Annotated in this window: 18 protein-coding genes; 5 read left to right on the top strand and 13 right to left on the bottom strand. The window is 63.4% G+C overall.

All coding sequences use genetic code 11. The annotated features are described in order from the left end of the window. Window positions 1-32: 32 nt before the first annotated feature. From ACVIIW_RS23470 to ACVIIW_RS23460, 3 genes are all read right to left on the bottom strand, one after another. Entirely contained in the window at window positions 33-1,916 is a 1,884-nt protein-coding gene (locus ACVIIW_RS23470; protein ID WP_456702901.1) for a sensor histidine kinase, read from the bottom strand. A gap of 103 nt (window positions 1,917-2,019) precedes the next feature. After that, the gene (locus ACVIIW_RS23465) at window positions 2,020-3,252 is read right to left on the bottom strand and encodes an HlyD family secretion protein (RefSeq protein WP_456702900.1); all 1,233 of its coding nucleotides are present in this window, start codon (window positions 3,250-3,252) and stop codon (window positions 2,020-2,022) included. Further along, window positions 3,245-3,670 carry a hypothetical protein gene (locus ACVIIW_RS23460; RefSeq protein ID WP_456705244.1) on the bottom strand — a complete coding sequence of 142 codons (426 nt, stop codon included), beginning with the start codon at window positions 3,668-3,670 and terminating at the stop codon, window positions 3,245-3,247. Before ACVIIW_RS23460 ends, ACVIIW_RS23465 begins: the two co-directional genes overlap by 8 nt. 155 nt (window positions 3,671-3,825) lie before the next feature. Between ACVIIW_RS23460 and ACVIIW_RS23455 the strand changes: the two genes are divergently transcribed. Together ACVIIW_RS23455 and ppk2 are read left to right on the top strand one after the other, a co-directional pair. Next, the gene (locus ACVIIW_RS23455) at window positions 3,826-4,278 is read left to right on the top strand and encodes a hypothetical protein (protein ID WP_456702899.1); all 453 of its coding nucleotides are present in this window, start codon (window positions 3,826-3,828) and stop codon (window positions 4,276-4,278) included. Between the two features lie 21 nt (window positions 4,279-4,299). Beyond that, window positions 4,300-5,100: a polyphosphate kinase 2 gene (ppk2, locus tag ACVIIW_RS23450; protein ID WP_456702898.1), complete on the top strand. Its 801-nt coding sequence runs from the start codon at window positions 4,300-4,302 to the stop codon at window positions 5,098-5,100. 38 nt (window positions 5,101-5,138) lie between these two features. On the opposite strand, the gene ACVIIW_RS23445 is transcribed toward ppk2, so the two are convergent. From ACVIIW_RS23445 to ACVIIW_RS23420, 6 genes are all read right to left on the bottom strand, one after another. Next, the gene (locus tag ACVIIW_RS23445) at window positions 5,139-5,591 is read right to left on the bottom strand and encodes a hypothetical protein (protein ID WP_456702897.1); all 453 of its coding nucleotides are present in this window, start codon (window positions 5,589-5,591) and stop codon (window positions 5,139-5,141) included. A gap of 195 nt (window positions 5,592-5,786) precedes the next feature. Further along, complete coding sequence (locus tag ACVIIW_RS23440) at window positions 5,787-6,218, bottom strand: hypothetical protein (RefSeq protein ID WP_456702896.1); 432 nt, start codon at window positions 6,216-6,218, stop codon at window positions 5,787-5,789. Window positions 6,219-6,250: 32 nt separating this feature from the next. Beyond that, a complete protein-coding gene (locus ACVIIW_RS23435; protein WP_456702895.1) occupies window positions 6,251-7,951 on the bottom strand; it encodes an aspartate:alanine exchanger family transporter in 1,701 nt (566 codons plus the stop codon). A gap of 18 nt (window positions 7,952-7,969) precedes the next feature. After that, window positions 7,970-10,723 carry a decarboxylase gene (locus tag ACVIIW_RS23430; protein ID WP_456702894.1) on the bottom strand — a complete coding sequence of 918 codons (2,754 nt, stop codon included), beginning with the start codon at window positions 10,721-10,723 and terminating at the stop codon, window positions 7,970-7,972. Between the two features lie 137 nt (window positions 10,724-10,860). Further along, on the bottom strand, window positions 10,861-12,564 hold the full coding sequence (locus ACVIIW_RS23425) for a SulP family inorganic anion transporter (protein ID WP_456702893.1): 1,704 nt from the start codon (window positions 12,562-12,564) through the stop codon (window positions 10,861-10,863). Then, window positions 12,561-13,241: a YoaK family protein gene (locus ACVIIW_RS23420; RefSeq protein ID WP_456702892.1), complete on the bottom strand. Its 681-nt coding sequence runs from the start codon at window positions 13,239-13,241 to the stop codon at window positions 12,561-12,563. Before ACVIIW_RS23420 ends, ACVIIW_RS23425 begins: the two co-directional genes overlap by 4 nt. Window positions 13,242-13,376: 135 nt before the next feature. Between ACVIIW_RS23420 and ACVIIW_RS23415 the strand changes: the two genes are divergently transcribed. Both ACVIIW_RS23415 and ACVIIW_RS23410 read left to right on the top strand, forming a co-directional pair. Next, window positions 13,377-15,065 (top strand): aspartate:alanine exchanger family transporter, encoded by a 1,689-nt coding sequence (locus tag ACVIIW_RS23415; RefSeq protein ID WP_456702891.1) that lies wholly within the window; start codon window positions 13,377-13,379, stop codon window positions 15,063-15,065. Between the two features lie 188 nt (window positions 15,066-15,253). Next, on the top strand, window positions 15,254-15,838 hold the full coding sequence (locus ACVIIW_RS23410) for an invasion associated locus B family protein (protein WP_456702890.1): 585 nt from the start codon (window positions 15,254-15,256) through the stop codon (window positions 15,836-15,838). A gap of 16 nt (window positions 15,839-15,854) precedes the next feature. Here the strand turns inward: ACVIIW_RS23410 and ACVIIW_RS23405 are convergent, their stop codons facing one another. Together ACVIIW_RS23405 and ACVIIW_RS23400 are read right to left on the bottom strand one after the other, a co-directional pair. After that, complete coding sequence (locus ACVIIW_RS23405; protein WP_456702889.1) at window positions 15,855-16,223, bottom strand: response regulator transcription factor; 369 nt, start codon at window positions 16,221-16,223, stop codon at window positions 15,855-15,857. Window positions 16,224-16,405: 182 nt separating this feature from the next. Continuing rightward, window positions 16,406-17,029 (bottom strand): response regulator transcription factor, encoded by a 624-nt coding sequence (locus ACVIIW_RS23400; protein WP_456702888.1) that lies wholly within the window; start codon window positions 17,027-17,029, stop codon window positions 16,406-16,408. A gap of 302 nt (window positions 17,030-17,331) precedes the next feature. Between ACVIIW_RS23400 and ACVIIW_RS23395 the strand changes: the two genes are divergently transcribed. After that, entirely contained in the window at window positions 17,332-18,015 is a 684-nt protein-coding gene (locus tag ACVIIW_RS23395; RefSeq protein WP_456702887.1) for a helix-turn-helix domain-containing protein, read from the top strand. A gap of 34 nt (window positions 18,016-18,049) precedes the next feature. Here the strand turns inward: ACVIIW_RS23395 and ACVIIW_RS23390 are convergent, their stop codons facing one another. Together ACVIIW_RS23390 and ACVIIW_RS23385 are read right to left on the bottom strand one after the other, a co-directional pair. Next, on the bottom strand, window positions 18,050-18,505 hold the full coding sequence (locus ACVIIW_RS23390) for a potassium channel family protein (RefSeq protein WP_456702886.1): 456 nt from the start codon (window positions 18,503-18,505) through the stop codon (window positions 18,050-18,052). Between the two features lie 16 nt (window positions 18,506-18,521). Next, entirely contained in the window at window positions 18,522-19,664 is a 1,143-nt protein-coding gene (locus ACVIIW_RS23385; RefSeq protein ID WP_456702885.1) for an AI-2E family transporter, read from the bottom strand. Window positions 19,665-19,701 lie beyond the last annotated feature (37 nt).

The following is a 19,701-nucleotide window of genomic DNA, read 5'->3' as shown; positions in this document are numbered from 1 at the left end:
GCGGGCTTGATCAAGATCAAGATACCGTCCCGTCAGCGCGCGATCGGAAGCTGGATCGTGAACAGCGCGCCCCCCGCCGACTGGTTTGACGCGCTGATCATGCCGTGATGAGCCTCGACGATGGTTTTGGCGATCGCGAGCCCCATACCCATGCCTTCCGGCTTGGTCGTGAAGAACGGATCGAACACATTTGCAAGATCGGACGCGGCTATTCCGGCTCCGGTGTCGGTGATCCTGATCTCGGCGTGATGGCCGGCACGCAGGGTCGAGACGCTGACCTCGCGTTTTTCGCCGTTCGTCTCGGAGACCGCGTCCATCGCGTTGATGATCAGGTTGAGAATGACCTGCTGAAGCTGGACCGGATCGCCCTTGACGTGCAGATTCACCAGGACAGGCATGTAGGTCAATGCGATGCGGCGTCCGTGAGCGACGGCCTCCACAAGCCCGATCGCTTCGCGAACGGTATCGTTGAGCTCGATGTCCTTGACCTCGAACGGCGTCTTTCTCAGAACGGCGCGGAGCCTGCGGATCACCTCGCTCGCCCGCAGGTCGTCCCGCCTGATATCGGCAAGGATCTGACTGAGCTCGTCGAGATCGGGCGAGTTGCCCTTGAGCATCAGCTCCGCCGTCTCGGCATTGGTCAGGATGGAGCCAAGCGGCTGGTTTAATTCGTGGGCGATCGACGTCGTCAGCTCGCCGACAGTGGAATAGCGATTGACGTGAGCAAGCTCTGCCAACCGCTGGCGGGATTCCAGTTCGGCGAACCTGCGACCGCGTCCCTCGTGCAGCAAGCCGCTGATCAGACCCGCCTGCACCAGAAATACCGCGGTGATCAACACCATCTGCCAGCGATAGCGCTTCCAAACGCTCGGCTCGCGAAACACGATCTCGCTGCCCGGAGGCAAGCGACTCTCGCTGATGCCCCAGCGCTGCAATTCCCGCCAATCATATTTGGGCGCACCGAAGCCGAGGGGCTCATACTTGAAGCTGGCGGGATCCGCTCCGCCGAGAATGCCGATCGCGGCGCTCGCGGTCCTCGAAGTCGTTTCCGCCACCAGATGCATCGGTCCCCCGACGGTGCTGTCGCCGAAGAAGGGCTCCTGGTAGGAAAAGATCGGGGCATTCGCGACTGCGTGCAGGCTGCGCAGGGCAATGTCGCTCTCGTGGACGACCCCGACCGCATCGACCGACATCAGCCCCCAGAACAACACCGTATGCGGCGGCAGGGTCGATGCGCGCTTCAATATGTCCTCGAATGACAAATCCGAATACCAGACGAGCTCCAACCGGTCGCCGAGAGGTTTCAACTCCCGCTTCACCTCCTCCATCCAGAATTTCTCGAGCGGCGAGGCTCCGATCACGATCGCAACCGACTTGGTGTCCGGAAGAAGCCGAAGGATGTTGTCGAATGCGGCCACGAAATCGTTGCGGATTGCCACGACCACGTCGTTGTCGCGGAGATCGGCGCGATCGATCAGCCGATCCTCGACCGCGGAAAGAATCAGCGGCGTATCGGGGAATAGTCGCGCGCGGTATTTCTGCACAAACCGGGCGGCAGGCGCGCCGATGCTCAGCACGATGTCGGGCTTCGCGCCCTGGTAGAGCGACTGCAGATAGTCGACGAACGGAGCCTCGGGACCGGGATTGTTGAAGCGCGCCGTGAGCAGCGCATGCTCCTGGATGTCGAGCGGCCAAGGCGATTGTCGCTCGAGCCGGGCCTTGATGTCACGCGCGTACTCGCTCCAGGGCCGAAACTCGCGGCCGAAGGAATGCAGCACCAGCACGCGCTTGAGCTCGCCGCCCCGGCTTCGCTCGACGGCCCCGGCTCGCCCGGGGGGCAGGCAAAAGGCGACCAACAGGGTCAGGCATAACCATGCGGCTGCGGCCGGCCACGGCCTGACCGAAACAATGGACATGCGCCCGCTCAGCTCCCTTCGCGCAGCTTCCAACGGCTGCTTCAACGGGCAATTCTAGCGGGAATTGCCCTGCGCGGACAGCGCCAATTCCTCCAGAACCCGCTCAATGACCGCTCAGCACCAGGGTCTGGATCGGCAGCAACAGCGCCTGAATGCGCAGCAGCAGCGCGTGGACGAGGCCGACGCCGTCCACGACGTGCAGCGCGATCTTCCGGCTGGTTGGGGTATCGTTGGCCGAAATTTCCTCGTGATTGCTGGTGTAGGCATTGACGATGCAGCTGCTGCCGGGCGTGACCCCATCCAGGCCGCCTTTGTAGAGCGGCTCCAGAAATACCAGGATGGTGCCGGGACGGACGGCGTTCTGGGGATCGATGAGTTGCTCGCCGGACCGGAACTGTCCGGCAGCGATGTAGTCCTGCACCGTCGTGATCACCATCGGGATGATCACCCATGGCTTGGAGATGCAGGTCGCCTCCGCCACCATGCCCTCCTTCATCACCTGCGCCTCGATCTGGCCGAAGCCGGCCTGGAGGACCTTGCGGCCCGCGCCTTCCGGAACGAGAACGCCCGCCGGGCGCATCAGCTGATTGACGACGTCGCCCGGGCGAACCAGGAACTGCTCGACGCGCCCGTCGACGCCGGCGCGCACCTGTGTCTTGTCGAGATCGACCTGGGCCTGGTCCAGCGCGGCTTCCGCACTGGCCTTCTGCGCCGGCAGCAAGATCGAGACCTGCATGGATGCCGATTGCTTCGCGGCATTCGCGGCATCGATGCCGGACTGACGCTGATCGACCAGGACCTGGAGCTTGTCGATGTCCCGTTGCGGGACGATGCCGGGGTTGCGGCGCTGGAGCTCGCTCTTGACCTCGAGCTCGTCCTTGGCCTGCTGATAATTGGCCATTGCCTCACCAACCTGGGCCTCGGCCTTGGCCACGTCGGCCTGCGCCGTCTGCATGGCCGCGTCGACCTCCGCGACCTTCCGCTTCGCCGTGTCGTAGGCGGCCTGCTGCTTCGAGGCGTCCAGCGTGAACAGCACATCGCCTTTCTTCACCGGCGCGCTGAAGCCGACCTTGACCTCGGCCACACGGCCCGAACCTTCGGGCAGGATCGGCACGGTGCGGAAATAGAGCGTCGCCGATGTCGTCGCGGGGTGGAAATAGAAGATCATCGTGATCAGCGACACCGTCAGCATCAGGCAGCCGGTGATGCCCCAGCGCAGCTCGTACCAGACCGAGAAGAAGGTGATCTCCTTGCCAAAGCGCTTGCCCTGAGCGTAGCGACGATAGAGGTAGTCGGGCAGGATCGTGACGAGGGAGCAGATCATGAGCTCAAGCATGGCTGTGCTCCTTCTCCTTGGCAGACCCCGGCTTTTCCGGCAGAGCCGGCGCAGGCGCGGCCTCTGCCGGGACCTCCTCGCCATCCCCGGCCGGCGTCGCCTCTGCAATCTTCTCGACGGACCCGGCAATGCTGCGCAGCGGCGTACCGAAGTCCGGCAGATCGATCAGCGCAAGCAACAGGCCCGCGATCCAGAAGATGTGCATGTGCGTGAACAGCGAGATCAGGCCGAGTACCGCGACGAACTCGAACTGCAACTTTTGCGACTTGTGCGCCAACCGCTCGGGCAGGCTGTGCAGCTTCCAATAGAGCGTGCCGAGCCAGAGCAGTGTGCCGATCAGGAAGATGCCCATCACCACCATTAGCGTATCGGTGCCGCTTCCCGGCGCGAGATAGAACGGCAGATGGTGCGGAGCCATCGGATGAAGCTGGTCGCTCAAACGTCTCTCCTCGGTCCGCGAATGAGTACTTGCGGCAGTGTGTTCGGAAGTCCGTCCGTTTGCTTGATTTGAATCAAGGGAACGCCCCCTGCCCGACCTAGCGTTGATCGCACTGCCCTCAGGAGGCGCTAGCCATGCCCGCCCTCGACGATCTCATCCCCAACGCTGCCCAGATTCGGAAGGAAGCCGCTCTCAAGGAGGCTGAGAAAGCCGAGGAATATGTCCGCGTTGCAGCCGCTGCCGAGGCCGAAAAGCGGGCTTTGATCGAGCGCTTGAGCAAGCCCTCCGGCAAGACCGAGGAGGAGAAGATCAAGCTCGCCTCGACCATCATCCAGCGCGCGGTACGCAACGGGATGACCGAAGTGATGGTCTATCGCTTCCCGAACTCGCTCTGCACCGACAAGGGCCGCGCCATCAACCAGATGGAAAAGGGCTGGGAGAATACCCTGACCGGCATCCCCAAGGAGATCTTCCAGCTCTGGACCGATTATCTGAAGCCGCGCGGCTATCGCATCGCCTATCAGATCATCGAGTTCCCCGGCGGTGTGCCTGGCGATATCGGCGTCACCATCTCCTGGGACGATTGACGCGCAACAGAAGGAATCGGCATGGCCAGGGACGTACCTGCGGAGCGGATGAAGCGAAAAGACTACGAGAAGGAGCTTGAGAAGCTTCAGGTCGAGCTCTGTCACCTCCAGGACTACGTGCGGGAGAACAAGCTACGGGTCATCATTCTGTTCGAGGGCCGGGACGCCGCCGGCAAGGGCGGGACGATCAAGGCCATCACCGAAAAAGTCAGCCCGCGCGTGTTCCGCGTCGTTGCCCTGCCCGCGCCGTCGGATCGCGAGAAGACGCAGCTTTTCTTCCAGCGCTACATGGAAAGATTCCCGGCCGGCGGCGAGATCGTGATCTTCGACCGAAGCTGGTACAATCGCGCCGGCGTCGAATACGTCATGGGATTCTGTACCCCCGCCGAGCACGAGCGCTTCCTCAGGCTGTGCCCGCAGATGGAGAAATATGTCATCGATGGCGGCATCATCCTGATCAAGATCTGGCTCGAAGTGGGCATGGAGGAGCAGGAGCGTCGCTTCCATGCGCGCATCGACGACCCCGTCCGGCAATGGAAGCTCAGCCCTATGGACCTGGAGTCCTATTCGAGATGGTACGACTATTCGCGGGCGCGCGACCTGATGCTGAAGAAAACCAGCACGAACGAAGCTCCCTGGTACATCATCCGATCGGATGACAAGCGAAAGGCACGGCTGAACTGTATCGCCCACCTTCTCGGCGCCGTCCCCTATAAGCGTATCAAGAAGGACAAGATCAAGCTGCCGAAACGCTCCGACAAGGGACGCTACAACGACCAGGCCAGCCTGAAGGGGATGAATTTCGTCGCGCAGCGCTATTGAGCGGATCAGGCCGCCGAGCGGCCTGATCCGTCGTTCGCTCAATAGCCATACGGGTTTCGTTGCGCGCAGATCCAATTGCCGTAGCTGTCATAACAGCTGTTGTTGTAGTAGCCATAAGCGCCGTAGGCGCCGGCTGCTGCGGCGCCGACCGCGGCCGCACCATAGGCTGCGCGGCCGTAGCCGTAGCCGTAGCGGGGACGGTATCCGGGATAGCCGGCGACGGGACGACCCGGCCGGCCGGCGACCGGATAGCGGCCGGGACGACCGGCTATCGGATGAGCAGGACGTGCACGTCCGGCGACGCGATACCCACCATGGACCCGGCCGGCATGAACCGCACCACCGCGGTAACCTCCGCCGTGAAAGCCGCCTGCCCGCGCACCGCCGCCATGGAAGCCGCCACCACCCCGGCGAGCGAAAGCGTTGTCGGGAACGAGGCTGACGGCAAGCAGGACAAGGACCGCAAGGGCAGCCAGAAGATAACGAAGCATGGCATCTCCTCCGTTGATTGGGGTGCCGTCACTCGCTCTTCGGTGATGCCGCCGCAGGACCGCGATGGGCACCCGACGATAAGGTCGGTTATCGATCTGAGTTCGCGCTTGACTTAAATCAATAATACGAAAGCTTTGAGAGGTGGGCCCGCGCAGCGCGCACGTGAACGTGCCCGCTGCGGGCCGGGATCAACTTTATTTCAGACGGATGGTGACGCCGCCGACCGCGGCCGACACTTCCGCACCGACCTTCGGGCCGCTGAGTTGCAGGATCACGCCATTGCTGTTCTGCAGTTGAACGGCGCCGGCGCCAGCGGCGACTGCCCCGCCGGCTCCCCCCACGGCATAAGAGCCTTCGATGGACTCCGGTCCCCTGAGGTTCAGGGCTCGGCCGACATATTTGGTGGTCGAGGCCCCGATGGTGAGGCCGACGCTCATGCCGGACACCGTGAAGGGATACTTCTTGCCTTTGTACAGCAGCACCCCATCCCCGCCACCCACACCGACGACGAAGCCGCCCTTGGTGAAGACGACCGCGACCTGGCCGGTATCGGCACGCGATGGCGTGCTGAAGGCGACGGTTGTGAGCAAGGCGGCCAGGATGGCGCCGATGGCAGATTTCCGCATGACAATCCTTTCTACGTTTGTGGTTGCGCCGCTTATTGCGCCAGCAGCATTGCGAAGTAGCCGAAGATGGTGAGCAGGATGCCCGAGACGGCATAGCCGACCGGGAATCCGATCCAGGGCACGGAGCTCTGGATTTCGACCGCCGCCTCGCGGCACGGGCCTGAATGCGACCGCGCACCGGCGACGCCGCCCATCAGCACGGCCGGATTGATGTTGAAGACGTGGAACCCGATCGCCCAGACGATGAACGGCGGGATCGTGCAGGCAATGAAGCCGACGATGAATATCTTCAAGGCGATCGCGCCCGTGAGCTGCGACAGCAGGCCCGCGCCGGCATTAACGCCGACGATGGCGACGAAGACGACGAGGCCGAGATCCTCGAGCACGTTTCGCGCCGCATTCGGCGTGTTGCCGAAGAAGCGGAGCCGCGAGACGACCGAAGACACGATCACGCCCGACAGCAGCAGGCCACCGGCGTTGCCGAGGCCGACCTTGGCGCCGAAGGCCGGGAATTCGACCATGCCGATCAGGAAGCCGATGATCATGCCGACGGCCAGGGTCAGAAGGTCGGTCGACGTGTTGGCCCGCGCAATGCGGCCCCACATTTCGCCGAGTTCGTTGACCGCGGATTTCAGACCGACCACGGAGACGATATCCATGCGCTCCAGCTTGGTCTTGAGACCGGCCGGGATCTGAACTCCGCCGCGCTCGACCTTGGTGACCTGCAACTGGCCGGCAATCGCGGTATCGCGGAAGGATTCGAACGTTCGCCCCACCATGTCCTTGTTGATGACGAGGATGTCCGCCTGGTCCATGGGGATGCCGAGCGTCTTGGCATCCGCGACCTCCGGACCAATGAGGCCCATCTTTTCGGTAAGATGCTCGGTCGAACCGCCGAGGGCGACGATGTCTCCCTTTTGCAGCACGAACTCGGGATCGGCGCCCTGCGGCTCGCCGTTGCGCCCGACATTGACGATCCGGTATTCCGGATTCATCGTGCGGAATTTGGCGATACTCAACCCGACCTGCGCCGGGTTCTCCAGCCGATAGGCGCGCAGGCCGAACTGGCGGTAGCCGGTGAGACCGCCGCCTTCGAGATCCTTCACGCCGAATTCCTGCTCGTATCGCTTTGCGGCGGCCCTGGCGTCGACGCCCCACCAGCGCGGCAGATATTTGCAGATCAGGATGATTCCGACGGTGCCCCAGATGTAGGTGATGCCGTAGGACAGCGCGATCATGCCGGAGGCTTGCTCGGGCTTCATGCCCTCCGGCAGCTTGACGACGCCTGAGGTGACAGCCTGCTCGGCCGAGCCGATCGCCGCCGACATGGTCTGCGAGCCCGCCAGCATGCCGCCGGCGGCACCGACCGGCAGATCGAAGATCTTCGCGCCGAGAACGACGAGCGCGAGGCCCAGCACGCTCGACACCACCGCCAAGAGGCAGAATTTGAGGCCGTCACCCTTGAGGCTGTTGATGAAGGACGGGCCGACGCGCAAACCGACGCCGTACATGAAGAGATAATAGAACAGGCTCTTGGCAAAATTGTTCAGCTCGAGCTTCACGCCATAGGTCGACGACCACACCGACAGGCCCGCGCCCACCACGATGGCGCCGGCGACCATGCCGAGGCCATAACCCTTGATGCTGGCCCGGCCGATATAGACGGCGAGCCCGACGACGAAGAACAGCAGCAGATACGGATATTGCTGCAAGAACTCGAAAAACGGCTTCATGTTGGTCCCCTCCAGGACTTATGACGCGGCCTTGAGCTTCGGTTGCGCACCGGGCTTCGGCCGGCCGAGCTTCGCCAAGGCTTCCGCGCGCACGAGTTTCAGCCCTTCCTTGGCGTCGTAGCCATGGATCTCCTTCACATCGAGCTTGCGCATGAAGTCGATGGTCTCCTGCGTGATCACCTGGCCCGGCACCATGATCGGAAAGCCCGGCGGATACGGGATCACGAAATTGGCCGAGACCAGTTCGGGACCGGCCTTCAGCCGCCGATCGATCTCGGGATCGTTGAGGCGGATGTGCTCGCAGCCTGCGACGTCATAGGCGGCATAGAAACCGCTGCGAATATCGCCTTCATTGGTCTTGTCGCCGGCATCGCCACGGAAGCTCGGGTGGAAATGCGAGAAGTTCGGCAGATCAGGCACGTCCTTCATCAGGCTCTTGACCCGGGCCTCGAACGTCTTGCGCGCATTTTCGCCGCCCTGCGCCAAGCCACGGTCGACCTCACCCGCGATCTCGGCGAGCACGCGGATGAGATGCGCAACGTCGCTGCGGGTATTGTTGATGTTGGACTGGACGAGGACCGAATTGCGCGAGGTCTTGTTGACCTGAATGTTGTACTCGTTGGCGAGAATGCCCTTGAACTGCGTGCCGTCGTAGCCGGCCGTGCCACACACCAGCGTCATACGCGTCGGGTCGAGACAGAACTCGTCCTCGTCCAGGCTCTTGAGCGTGTTTGCCCAGTTGACGCCGTCGGCGAGAAAGTCGGTGAAGCCGCTCTGGCGGTATTGCGCCGGCACCATGGCGTCGGCACCGAGGATGCGGAAGTATTTCGAGATCAGTGGATTGTTGTTGACCGCCTGGCGGATCGCGAACGCGATCTCGATGGCGTTGGCGACGAGGCCATAGCCCTCCAGCTCCATTTGGCGCCGCGAGATATCGAGGCTGGCGATGAGTTGCTGGTTCGGGCTGGTGGAGGCGTGCGTGAACACGGCCTCCTTGAACTGCTGCTCAACGGTGTGGAACTCGACATCCTTGACCGACAGCATCGACCCCTGCCGGATTGCCGACATCGACTTGTGGGTTGAGTTGGTCTGGTAGACGCGCAGGCGGATCTGTCGCGGATCGGGAATCAGCCGGGTCTTGAGCAGCACCTCGTCGGACGGATTCTTGCCGAGCTCGGCCTGCTGTTTCTCGTAGGCCGCGACCGACCTCGGATCATGCATCCACGCTTCGATCTCATTGGCGGCGCCGAGCCCGGTTCGTCGGCGCAGGAACGGCGAGAAGCGTGCAAAGCCGAACCAGGCTTCGTCCCACAGGAAGATCAGATCGGGCTTGATGGCGAGGCATTCCTCCATCACGCGGCGGGTATTGTAGATGTGGCCGTCGAAAGTGCAGTTGGTCAGGTCAAGCATCTTGACGCGGTCGAGCCGGCCGTCGGCCTTGGCGCCGAGCAGCGCCTGCTTGATCGTCTTCAGCGGCACCGCGCCATACATCGAATATTCCGTCATCGGGAACGCTTCGACATAGAGCGGCTGGGCGCCCGCCAGCACCATGCCGTAGTGGTGCGACTTGTGACAGTTGCGATCGACGATCGCGATGTCACCAGGCGCGAGCAGCGCCTGCACCGCCATCTTGTTGGAGGTCGAGGTGCCGTTGGTCACGAAGAAGACGCGATCGGCGCCGAGCGCCCTCGCTGCCTTCTCCTGCGCCTTCTTGATGTTGCCGGTCGGCTCCAGCATGCTGTCGAGACCGCCGGTGGTGGCGCTGCTCTCGGCCAGGAACAGGTTCGGGCCGTAGAATTCGCCCATGTCGCGGATCCAGTCGGATTTGAAGATCGACTTGCCGCGGGCAATCGGCAGCGCATGGAACGTCCCGATCGGACGCTGCGCGTATTTCTTGAGATTGTCGAAGAACGGCGTGTCGTAGCGATCCTGGATACCTTCGAGGATCGACAGATGCAGCTCCAGCAGCTCTTCCACAGAATAGAAGATGCGACGGACGACGCTGGCTTCGGGGTTGCCGGCGAGCTCTTCGACGTCGCGGTTCGAGATCATGTAGAGGTCGAGCTCGGGCCTGATCCGCTTGATGATCTGGGCGAGCCGCAGCGCGGACGCATCGGATTCGTCCTTGAGGTTGGCCATAGCCGTCATCGAACGGAGGACCGGCGCATCGTGCCGCGAGCGCAGCCCAAAGCCCTCGTTGATGACGGCGGCGCCGAGGTTGGGATTGAGCATCGTCGCGCAGAAGGCGTCTTCGAGGCTGCCGACGATCACGGGCTCATAGATGAAGCCATCTTCGGGGCGGCGCAGCTTGCGCCATTCGGCTGCCAGTGCCGGCCATTGGCTGGACGGCACGCCTGTCACAATCAAGGTCTCGAAATAAGGCCGGCGTCCCTTGTGCCCCGCGAAGGTCGGCGGCACCAGCTCGGGCGCATCGCCATTGCCGTCATCCTTCGCATTCCAGTCACCGGCATGCTGGCGGAAGGATCGCGTGGCCAAAGCCTGCGTAATCCGGGTCGCGAGCGACAACGACGCTGCCGCATCGCCGCTCGAGGCTGCCTCGCGCAGGGCGGCCATCAATTGCAGGCCGGGATAGCCGTGGAATTCTTCAGTGATCGACAGGCCGGCGAGCGCAGCGTCATACCCCGCACGATTGCCCCCGCGGGCCCAGACCTTCGCGGACTCGACCAGATCACGCCAGTCGTCCGCCCGCGCGCCGGGACCGGAAAAGAACTGGTCGATGCGCTTCTGCGCGGCCTTGGTGTCCTTGGACATATGACTCTCCCGATCCTCTGACGCGAAAGTTGATGCGCGATCGTGAGTGCGGCGCCGGCAGCTCCATTGATCCAAGTCAACAGTCGCGTGCATTCGGGGCACGCAATGCCAGCCGTTCGCATCGCAATAAGACGGCGTCAGGCCGTTCGCTGCGCGTTGGTCGCCTGGTCATCGCCGAGCAAACTATCGAGCGACCGTAGCCACTGGCCGCTATCGGTTTTGGCCGCGAGTCCTTCGGCGCGCAGGAGGTCGCGGAGCTGCGCATGCGCGCCGACGATGCAGAAGGTCACGCTGCGTGACGCAAGTTCGTCATGGAGCTCGTGCAGCATGCGCGCGCCTGCCAGATCGATATAGGGCGATGCGGACAAGTCGCAGACCACCAGCCGGACGCCCGGCGCCGCCCGGAGGGCGATCAGAACAGTCTCCAGGATGGTCTCGGCATTGATGTAGAGCAGCGACGCTTCGGGCCGGAAGGCGATGATCCCGACCAAAGGCTCGATCCCCTCATGCCTCGCGGTGTCCGAATAGCGCCCGCTGCCGGGCAAGCGGCCAAGGAACGCGACGTTCGGCCGCGAGGCCCGCGCCAGCAACAGGAAGATCGAGGCGATCGACGCCAGCAGAACGCCCTGGAGGATGCCGAGCAGCAGCACGGAGACCAGGGCGATCGCCGCCGCGTAGAAATCGATCCCGCTGACCTGCCACATTCGTAGCAGCGCGCGGACATCGACCAGCCTGTAGACCGCGGCCAGGACGATCGCCGCAAGCACCGCCTTGGGCAGATTGGTCAGCGCGCCCGTGAAGAACAGCAGGCAAAGCCCGAGCGTTACCGAGCAGATCACCAGTGCCAGCGGAGTCCGGGCACCGGCGCTGTCGTTGACAGCCGATTGCGATAGTCCGCCGGCGACGGGATAGCCATGGCCGAAAGCAGCGGCGAGGTTCGCCGCGCCCAATCCCAGGAACTCCTGACGGACGTCGAGCTGATAGCCATGCTTGGCGGCAAAGCTGCGAGCCGCCGATACGCCTTCGATATAGGCCAGCAGCACGCAACCTGCGGCCAGCGGAAACAGATCGTCGAATTCCAGCAGGCCGAATGTCGGGATCGCCAGCGCCGGCAAACCTTCCGGTATCTTCCCGGTAACGGGCACGCCGAGACCGGGGAAGCCCAGGAGTGTTGCGAGAATGATCGCAGCCGCAACGATGGTGATGCCGACGGGCTTGCCCGGCAGGAGCCGCTCGCCAAGCAGGAGGAACAAGAGCGCGACGGCGCCGATGCCCAGGACCAGCGGATCGATGCCGCCAAGCTGCCCGACCAACTTGCCGGCGCGATCGAAGAAATTGTGGCCGCCACCGGCAACCCCGAGCAGGCTTGGCAGCTGGCTCATGATGATGGTGAGTCCGGCGCCGGCCTTGAAGCCGACCAGAATGCTGTCGCTGACGAGGCGGACGAGCACGCTGAGCTTGAACAGCCAGGCGACGAAGCACAGCACCGCCACCGCAAAGGCTGCGAGGCTGGCGATCTGGGCGTAGCGGACCGCCTCTCCTCCGGCCAGCGCGCCGACGGTCGCGGCGATCATCAAGGAGATCGCCGAGGTCGGGCCGATCGCGAGCTGGCGCGACGAGCCGAGCAGCGCATAGCCGATGCCCCCGAGCATGTAGCCATAGACGCCGATCTGCGGCGGCAAGCCGGCGAGCGCCGCATAGGCAAGCGAGACCGGGATCGCGTAAGCGGCCAGCGTGATGCCGGCGACGGCGTCGGACGGCAGCCATTCGCGGCGATAGGCGGCGAGCCAGCCGAACGGCGGGAAGAAACGTGTCCAGCCGGGATCGGAAGGCAACTTCATTGGGTCACCTCGCGTGGGGTTGCTTCGCAGCGCAGCAGCACAATCAGCAGCGCGACCACGGGAAGACCAAGCGCGAGGTTTGGAATGGACCTGGTGGCAAAAGCGCCGACGGCCGCGCCGCAGCCGAACACCGCACACAGCGCATAGAAGATGGCCGACTTGCGCAACGTCCCGAGCGGCGCACCTCCGAACACGATCGCGAGGAGATTCTCGACGAGCTGTCGCATGTTACCGGTGATCATCACCGTGCTGCAAACCGTTCCCTCGACCTTGACGAACATCGCCGCCTGAATGGCCGCGACCATGGAAATACCGAGCGTTCCGGCGAGATCAGGCAGTCGGTTGTGCAGGATGCCGATCGTGATCAGGAACAGGATCTCGAGCAGGACGCTGAGTGCGCTGGCCCTCTCGCCGGCGACGCGGCGCAGCCAGGCGGCGATCACGATGCCCACGGTGAAGGCGAGGATCGGCGGAACGAAGTGCAATGCCTGCGCCCACTCACCTCCCATCGCATGAACCCACAGAAAGATCACATTGGCGGTCTGCGCATTCGCCAGCACGCCGTGGATGATCCAGGTGTAGGCGTCGATGAAGCCGCCGGCGAAGGCCAGCAGCAGGACGATCTCAACGGTTTCATCGCGGCGGATCGCGCCGGCTGCAACGTCCAAGCTACTCATGTCGGCAAGGAGGGCTGTCGTAAACGCTTCATCAAATCATAGGCATCGCCTCGTTCGTGCCGAGGCTTGATCTGGATCAAGCAATCTTCCCCGGCCGCCAATCAAATCGCACCAAAGCGCCCGGGGAACGCGACCATGGACACCGTCAGGTGGATCATCACCACCGCACCGGAGATCTTCTTGCTGCTGGCGCTTGCGATCGGCACCATCCTCGGCCGCATCAAGGTTCGCGGTTTCTCGATCGGTACCACCGCCTGCATCCTGATCGTCGCCGTGTTGATCGGACAACTCGGCAGCTTCACGTTCCCGCCGGTCCTGCGGGCGATCCTGTTCAGCCTCTTCGTCTTCACGATCGGCTACCGGTCGGGACCGGAGTTCTTTGCCTCTCTCAGTCTCCGCACTCTCGCGCAGGTCGTGCTGGCGCTGGTGATCGGCGCGACGGGCCTCGTGCTCGTGCTCATCTTCGCCCACACGTTCAAGCTCGACACCGGAACGGCCGCGGGACTCACCGCGGGGGCGCTGACGCAGTCCTCGGTGATCGGCACCGCATCGGGCGCGCTGGCACAGCTCGGCCTGCCTGCCGATGTGCTGAAGCAGCAGGAAGCCAACATCGCGGCCGGTTACGCCGTGACCTATGTGCTCGGATACATTCTGACGCTGCTGTTCGTGCCGTTCGTCGCGCCACGGCTGATGGGGATCGATCTCAAGGCCGAAGCCAAGAAGCTCGAGGCGGAGCTTGCCGGCGGCGCTCCGGCGAAAACGGACAATCTTTCCTATCGCAAATTCCAGGCCCGCGCCTATCGGGTCTCGACCGCCGCAGGCCGCACGGTCGAGGCCATCGAGGCCGACATCGGTGGCCGGACCATCGTCGAGCGGATCGTCCGCCGCGGCGCCGATGTCGCCCCGCACAGGGACGCAACGCTCGAGGACGGCGACGACGTCGTCCTGACCGGCCCGACTGCGGCCATCGTCACGGCAAAGCCCGTCATCGGCCGGGAAATCGATGCCGACGAGCTGTTGCGCAGCCTGCCCGGCAACGTGATCGAGGTGCTGGTGGAGAACCGCAGGCTGCACGGCCGATCGATCCGTGAGGTGGCCGAGATCGTCGGCGACGATGCGCGCGGCGTCTTCCTGCGCGCCCTCACACGGATGGACCGCGACGTGCCGCTCGGCCCCGACACGCGCGTCTATGTCGGCGACGTCATGACGCTGGTCGGCAGCACCGGCAACATCGTGCGCGCGACAGCGCAGGTCGGCCACGCGCTCAACGCCGGCGACCGCACCGACATGGCCTTCCTCGCCGCCGGCATCGCCGTCGGCCTCCTCGCCGGACTTGCCAGCATCAAGGTCGGCGCGGTCGCGCTGACACTCGGCGGCGGTGGCGGCGCGCTGATCGCAGGCCTCGCCTGCGGTTGGCTACGCTCGCGGAAGCCGACCATGGGCGCGCTGCCGCCGGCGGCCCAGCAGACGCTGAGCGACCTCGGCCTCGGCGGCTTCATCGCGGCGATCGGGCTCGGCAACGGTCTCGCAGCCTGGTCCGCGATTCAGGCTCATGGCCTGCTGCTGGTCGGCATGGGCACCGCCGTCACGCTGATCCCGATGACGGTCGGAACGCTCGTTGCGTGCTACATTCTTCGCATGAATCCGGTCGTCATCTGCGGGGCGCTGGCCGGCGCCATGACCGTCGATGCCGCCGTCACGGGCGCCTGCGATGTCGCCGAGAGCAAGACGCCGGTGCTCGGCGTCGCCGTGCCCTATGCGGTCGGCAACGTCGTGCTGACAGTGCTCGGTCCGATCGTGGTTGCCGCGACTTTCGTTGCTTGAAGGAGTCCGCGATGCCTTCATCGCCGCCGGCGGCCGGGCCGAGTATCATCTGATGCCGCCGTTCGGCAACGAGGGACATTTCTTCATCGGCTCGCCGGATGCGATAACGCTCTGGTCGCCGCTGGTACCAAATTTCTCGATGCGCCGAAATGAGCCCGGTTCTCGGGCCGGATCTTGGAGTTGCAGCGATGGCTCGTCCTCTTGATGCTCTCTGCGGTCTCCTGAGCGCCGCGATCATAGCGACGGCGGCAAGCTCGGGCATCGCCGCGCCGAAAGCGGCGCAAGCCGAGACGGCCGCGGAGGTCGCAACGCGCGGTCAGCGCGAAGCCAAGGACATCACCTATGGCGACTGGCAGAAGCTCTGCTTCAAAGCCGGCGGGGCGCCGATGCTGTGTCGGACCTCGATCACGGGAAATTTCCCGACCGGACAGACGGCCGTTCGCGTTGACCTGATCGAGCGCGAGGATGCACCCACCGTCCGCCTGCGACTGTTCGTGCCTGTCGGCATGTACCTGCAACAGGCGCCGAAGCTGAGCATCGACGGAGGGCCCCCTGTCCGCGTGCCCTACACCTGGTGCCTGAGCAATCAATGCATCGCAGACGACGTAGCGGCACCGGACATCATCAAGGGAATGGAAGCCGGCAAGGCGCTGACGCTCGAACTCGTCGATACCAACCTCCTCGCCCTCACGACTGCGATCCCGTTGGCGCAATTCGCGACCGCCCACAAGGGCGTGCCGGCCAAGACGCTGGAGCAATATATCGACGAGTGAAGTGACTGGCCGGCCCCTAAGGGGCCGTCGCGCGCGTCACCGACTCGATCAGGACGTCTGCGGCAAACGGCTTCGTCAAATAAGCGACACACCCCGATGCGGTCGCCGCAGCGCGGTTTGCGTCGCTGTCGTTGCCGGTGATGTAAACCACCGGTGCGGTGACGCCCTGTTCAAGCAGTCGATGCCGCGCATCAATGCCTGAGTTTGCCCCGAGATTGATATCGAGGATGATGCAAATCGCGTCATCGAACTGGCCGTGCTCGAGCAAGGCACCGGCGGAGTCGAACAGCGTGGTCTCGAAACCGTGGCGGCGCAGCAGCCTATCCAGGCAGGCTCGCATGGATGGATCGTCATCGACGACGAACACGGATTCGCGCTGGGTCAAGGCAGTCTGCCTTTCCGGACGATGACGAAGTCCTGCGACGGTGCGGGGAAACGGGATGTGAATGCTTCGCGTTCCGGGCGGGCCTTCTGTGCACAATTGCACACGGCGCGCTGCGCCTGTCAACGCGGCTCGGTATTGTCCTTTGGGGAAGTCACATCGCCGGAATGAACCGGACCGACGAGCTAATGCTCGTCGCTGTCGAGCATGCCAAGCCGCTCCGCTATGGAAACGAGTTCCGCAAGCGAATGGACCTGCATCTTCTCCATCACCTGATGGCGATGCGCCTTCACCGTGCGTTCGCTGGTCCCGAGCTCATGGGCGATCTGCTTGTTGATGCGGCCACGAACGATGAGATCGAACACCTGTCGCTCGCGCTGCGTCAGCCTCACCAGATGACCACGAAATGCATCCAGCCTGCTGCGCTGGGCGCGCGCCATTTCCTGACTGGCCAATGCGCGCTCGATTGCATCGATCAACTGCTCCGAGGAGATCGGCTTGGTCAGGAAGTCCTCCGCACCCGCCTTGATCGCCCGCACCGTGGTCGGCGTGTCTGCATGTCCAGTCAGGAAGATGATCGGCAAAGTCGAGCCGGACGCGATCAAGTGAGCCTGTAAATCGGGGCCGCTCAATCCCGGTATCCGCACGTCGAGCAGGATGCATCCCGCCTGCTCGTCGTTCGGCGCGGATTCCAGCAACGCCTGTGACGACGCATAGGTGGCGACATCGTAGCCCGCAAGCTTCAGCCGGCGTTCAATCGCCGTACGAAAGGACTCATCGTCATCGACAACGTGAACGAGGCCCGCCACCTTCCACCTCTCGCGCATTCAAATGGGGACCGCTGAGGTCCTCTCGTCTTGAAACATCATCATCAACAGCTTGGTAATCGAAGTCGTCGCTTCGCAAGAGCCATATTCGCGCAGCATCCACGCCTTCTCATCCTGCGCATCAAACGCCTTTGCTGTCCCTTGGTACAATGCCCCTTGGGACAATGGATTGAACCACCACCATAGCCGAAAATCAGCTCCGGCGGGAGTGGGATAGCGCGGCGCATTCCGGCCGAGAATTTTCGTCTGACCGACCATTCGGCGACAAGCTGTGGAGTTGGCCCATGTTCGTTCGCATCACGACGGAATCCGCACCGCGCCCCAATTCCCTTCGTGACCTCGGCATGAGAAGTGAATCAAATGCGATGGTCAGTTTAAGCGAATTTTCCTATCGCAAAGGAACCGAGATCTACGGCGAGAAAGAGCCGGCCGAATATGTCTATCAGGTCAAGTCCGGAGCGGTACGAAGTTACAAGCTGCTATCGGATGGCCGCAGGCAAATCGGCGCATTCCACCTCGTCGGCGATATCTTCGGGCTCGAAAATGGCAACGAACACCGGTTCACGACGGAAGCCATCATTGACACGACCGTGCGCCTTGTGAGGCGGCAAAGCCTTGAAACGGTGGCCCAGAACGATGCCATGGTGGCCAAAAATCTCCTGCGCATGACCACGAACAACCTCCAGCACGCCGAAGATCACATGCTCTTGCTGGGACGCAAGACTTCACTCGAGCGGGTTGCGGCCTTCCTGCTCGAAATGGACAAGCGGCTGACGGCGGCGGGCGTCATGGCGCTGCCGATGTCGCGGCGCGATATCGCCGACTATCTCGGCCTGACGCTGGAAACCGTCTCGCGCGCTCTGTCACGCCTGCATGAAGTCGGCGTTCTCGGCTTCGTGGGCAACACCCAGCGCCAGATCGTGCTGCTCGACCGGCACCAGCTCGCCAGTCTGGATCTGCAGCCCTGAACCGGCGAAAGGCGGATCCACGCGTCCCGCTGCATCAGACCCGTGGTAAGCTTTTGCCGGGCGGCTCCGTCAGCCCGAGATGTTCGAGCGTCTTGCGCAAGACTTCGAACAGAATGGCGGCGGACCAGCCGAACAAAAGTACACCATTCATCGCGGTCAGCGGGCCGATCAACTGCCATTCGCGCACCGGCGTAATGTCGCCGTAGCCGAGCGTGGTGTAGTTGACGAAAGCAAAATAGAGCATGTCGGTGTCGCCGGGAGCGACGCCGACGATATGGTAGGTCGCCGCCCATATCAGGATTTCGAGCATGTGGGCGATCTTCAACACGACGGCAGCCGCGATCATGACGCTCATGAGATGGAGTCTCGGCCGATTGCTATGACGCAGGCCTGCACTGCGGGCGATGGCGACCGCGACCACCGTCACCAGCGCGTGGAGCCCGATATTGATCACGCTGACCAGAGTGCCGACCAGGAATTGTAGCATCATAGCAGCGAACCCGACCTCAATTCTGGAGACCCAGTTCGTCATGATCGACGACGACGGTTTCCGTCGCTGCAGCGGCGGCCTGGCCGACCCGAATCGGCTCGGCGCGATCGATCACGATCCATGCAGCCGCCAATTCCCAAGCAACCGACAGGATGATCGGCCCAATGAATAGCCCGATAATCCCATGCGCAAGCGTACCGCCGATGACCCCGATCAGGATCACGAGCGTGGGCGTCGTCAGCCCCCGCCCCATGAGAAGCGGCTTCAGGACGTTGTCGAGAAGGCCTACGACGACGAGATAGATCGTCAAGAGCAGGGCCACGGTGACGTCCTTGTCCACCCATATCCAGACGACCACGGGAAGAAGAACGATAGCGGCGCCGATCTGAACGATCGACAGCAACAGCACGATGATTGCGAGCAGCCCCGCGCTTGCGATGCCAGCGAGCTTGAAACCGATGCCCGCCAGCAACGCCTGCACGATGGCGACACCGATGACGCCTTGTGAGACCGCGCGTATGGTCGCACCGGCGAGCTCCAGGAAATGCTCGCTCCGGCCAGGCACGATGCGCAACAGGAAGCCGCGGAGCGCGGCAACAAGCTGTGCCCCGTACGGAAGCAGGAAACCGGCCACGACCACCGACAGCAGGAATTGGAGCATTCCGATACCGGTATTACCCGCAAACGACAACATCATCCCGGCGAGCGGTTTCAGATACGGCGCCACCTCGCGCAGCGCTGCACGGACGTTCGTGTAAGCCTCATTCCAGAATGCGTAGAGCTGCGGACCGATCAGGGGCCAATTCCTGATCCGTTCCGGCGCCCCCTGCAGCACGAGATCTCCGCTGCCGATCTGGCCCGCAAGGTAGCGAAGCCCTTCAACCGCACTCAGGCCCAGCCAGGCAGCGGGACCAGTGACGATGCCCAGCATGATCAGTGTGAGAACGGCTGATGCGGTCCGGGGACGGCCGCCAAGGTGTCGGGCGAGCCAGGCGAAGACTGGATGAAACGCCACAACCAACACGGCGCTCCAGCTCAGGATCGGCACAAACGGCCGGATCACGACGAAGGTCCACGAGATCAGCAGCCCGAGCAAGCCGAGCCGAATCACGAGCTGGACAATGTCCTCCCCGGACACAAGCTGGCGAAGCGTCTTCAAGGCTCGTCGCCTCCTGATCGACGGACGGCACGCTGCA

Source organism: Bradyrhizobium sp. USDA 4449 (assembly GCF_054056275.1).
This window is presented reverse-complemented; position numbering and strand designations above follow the sequence as displayed.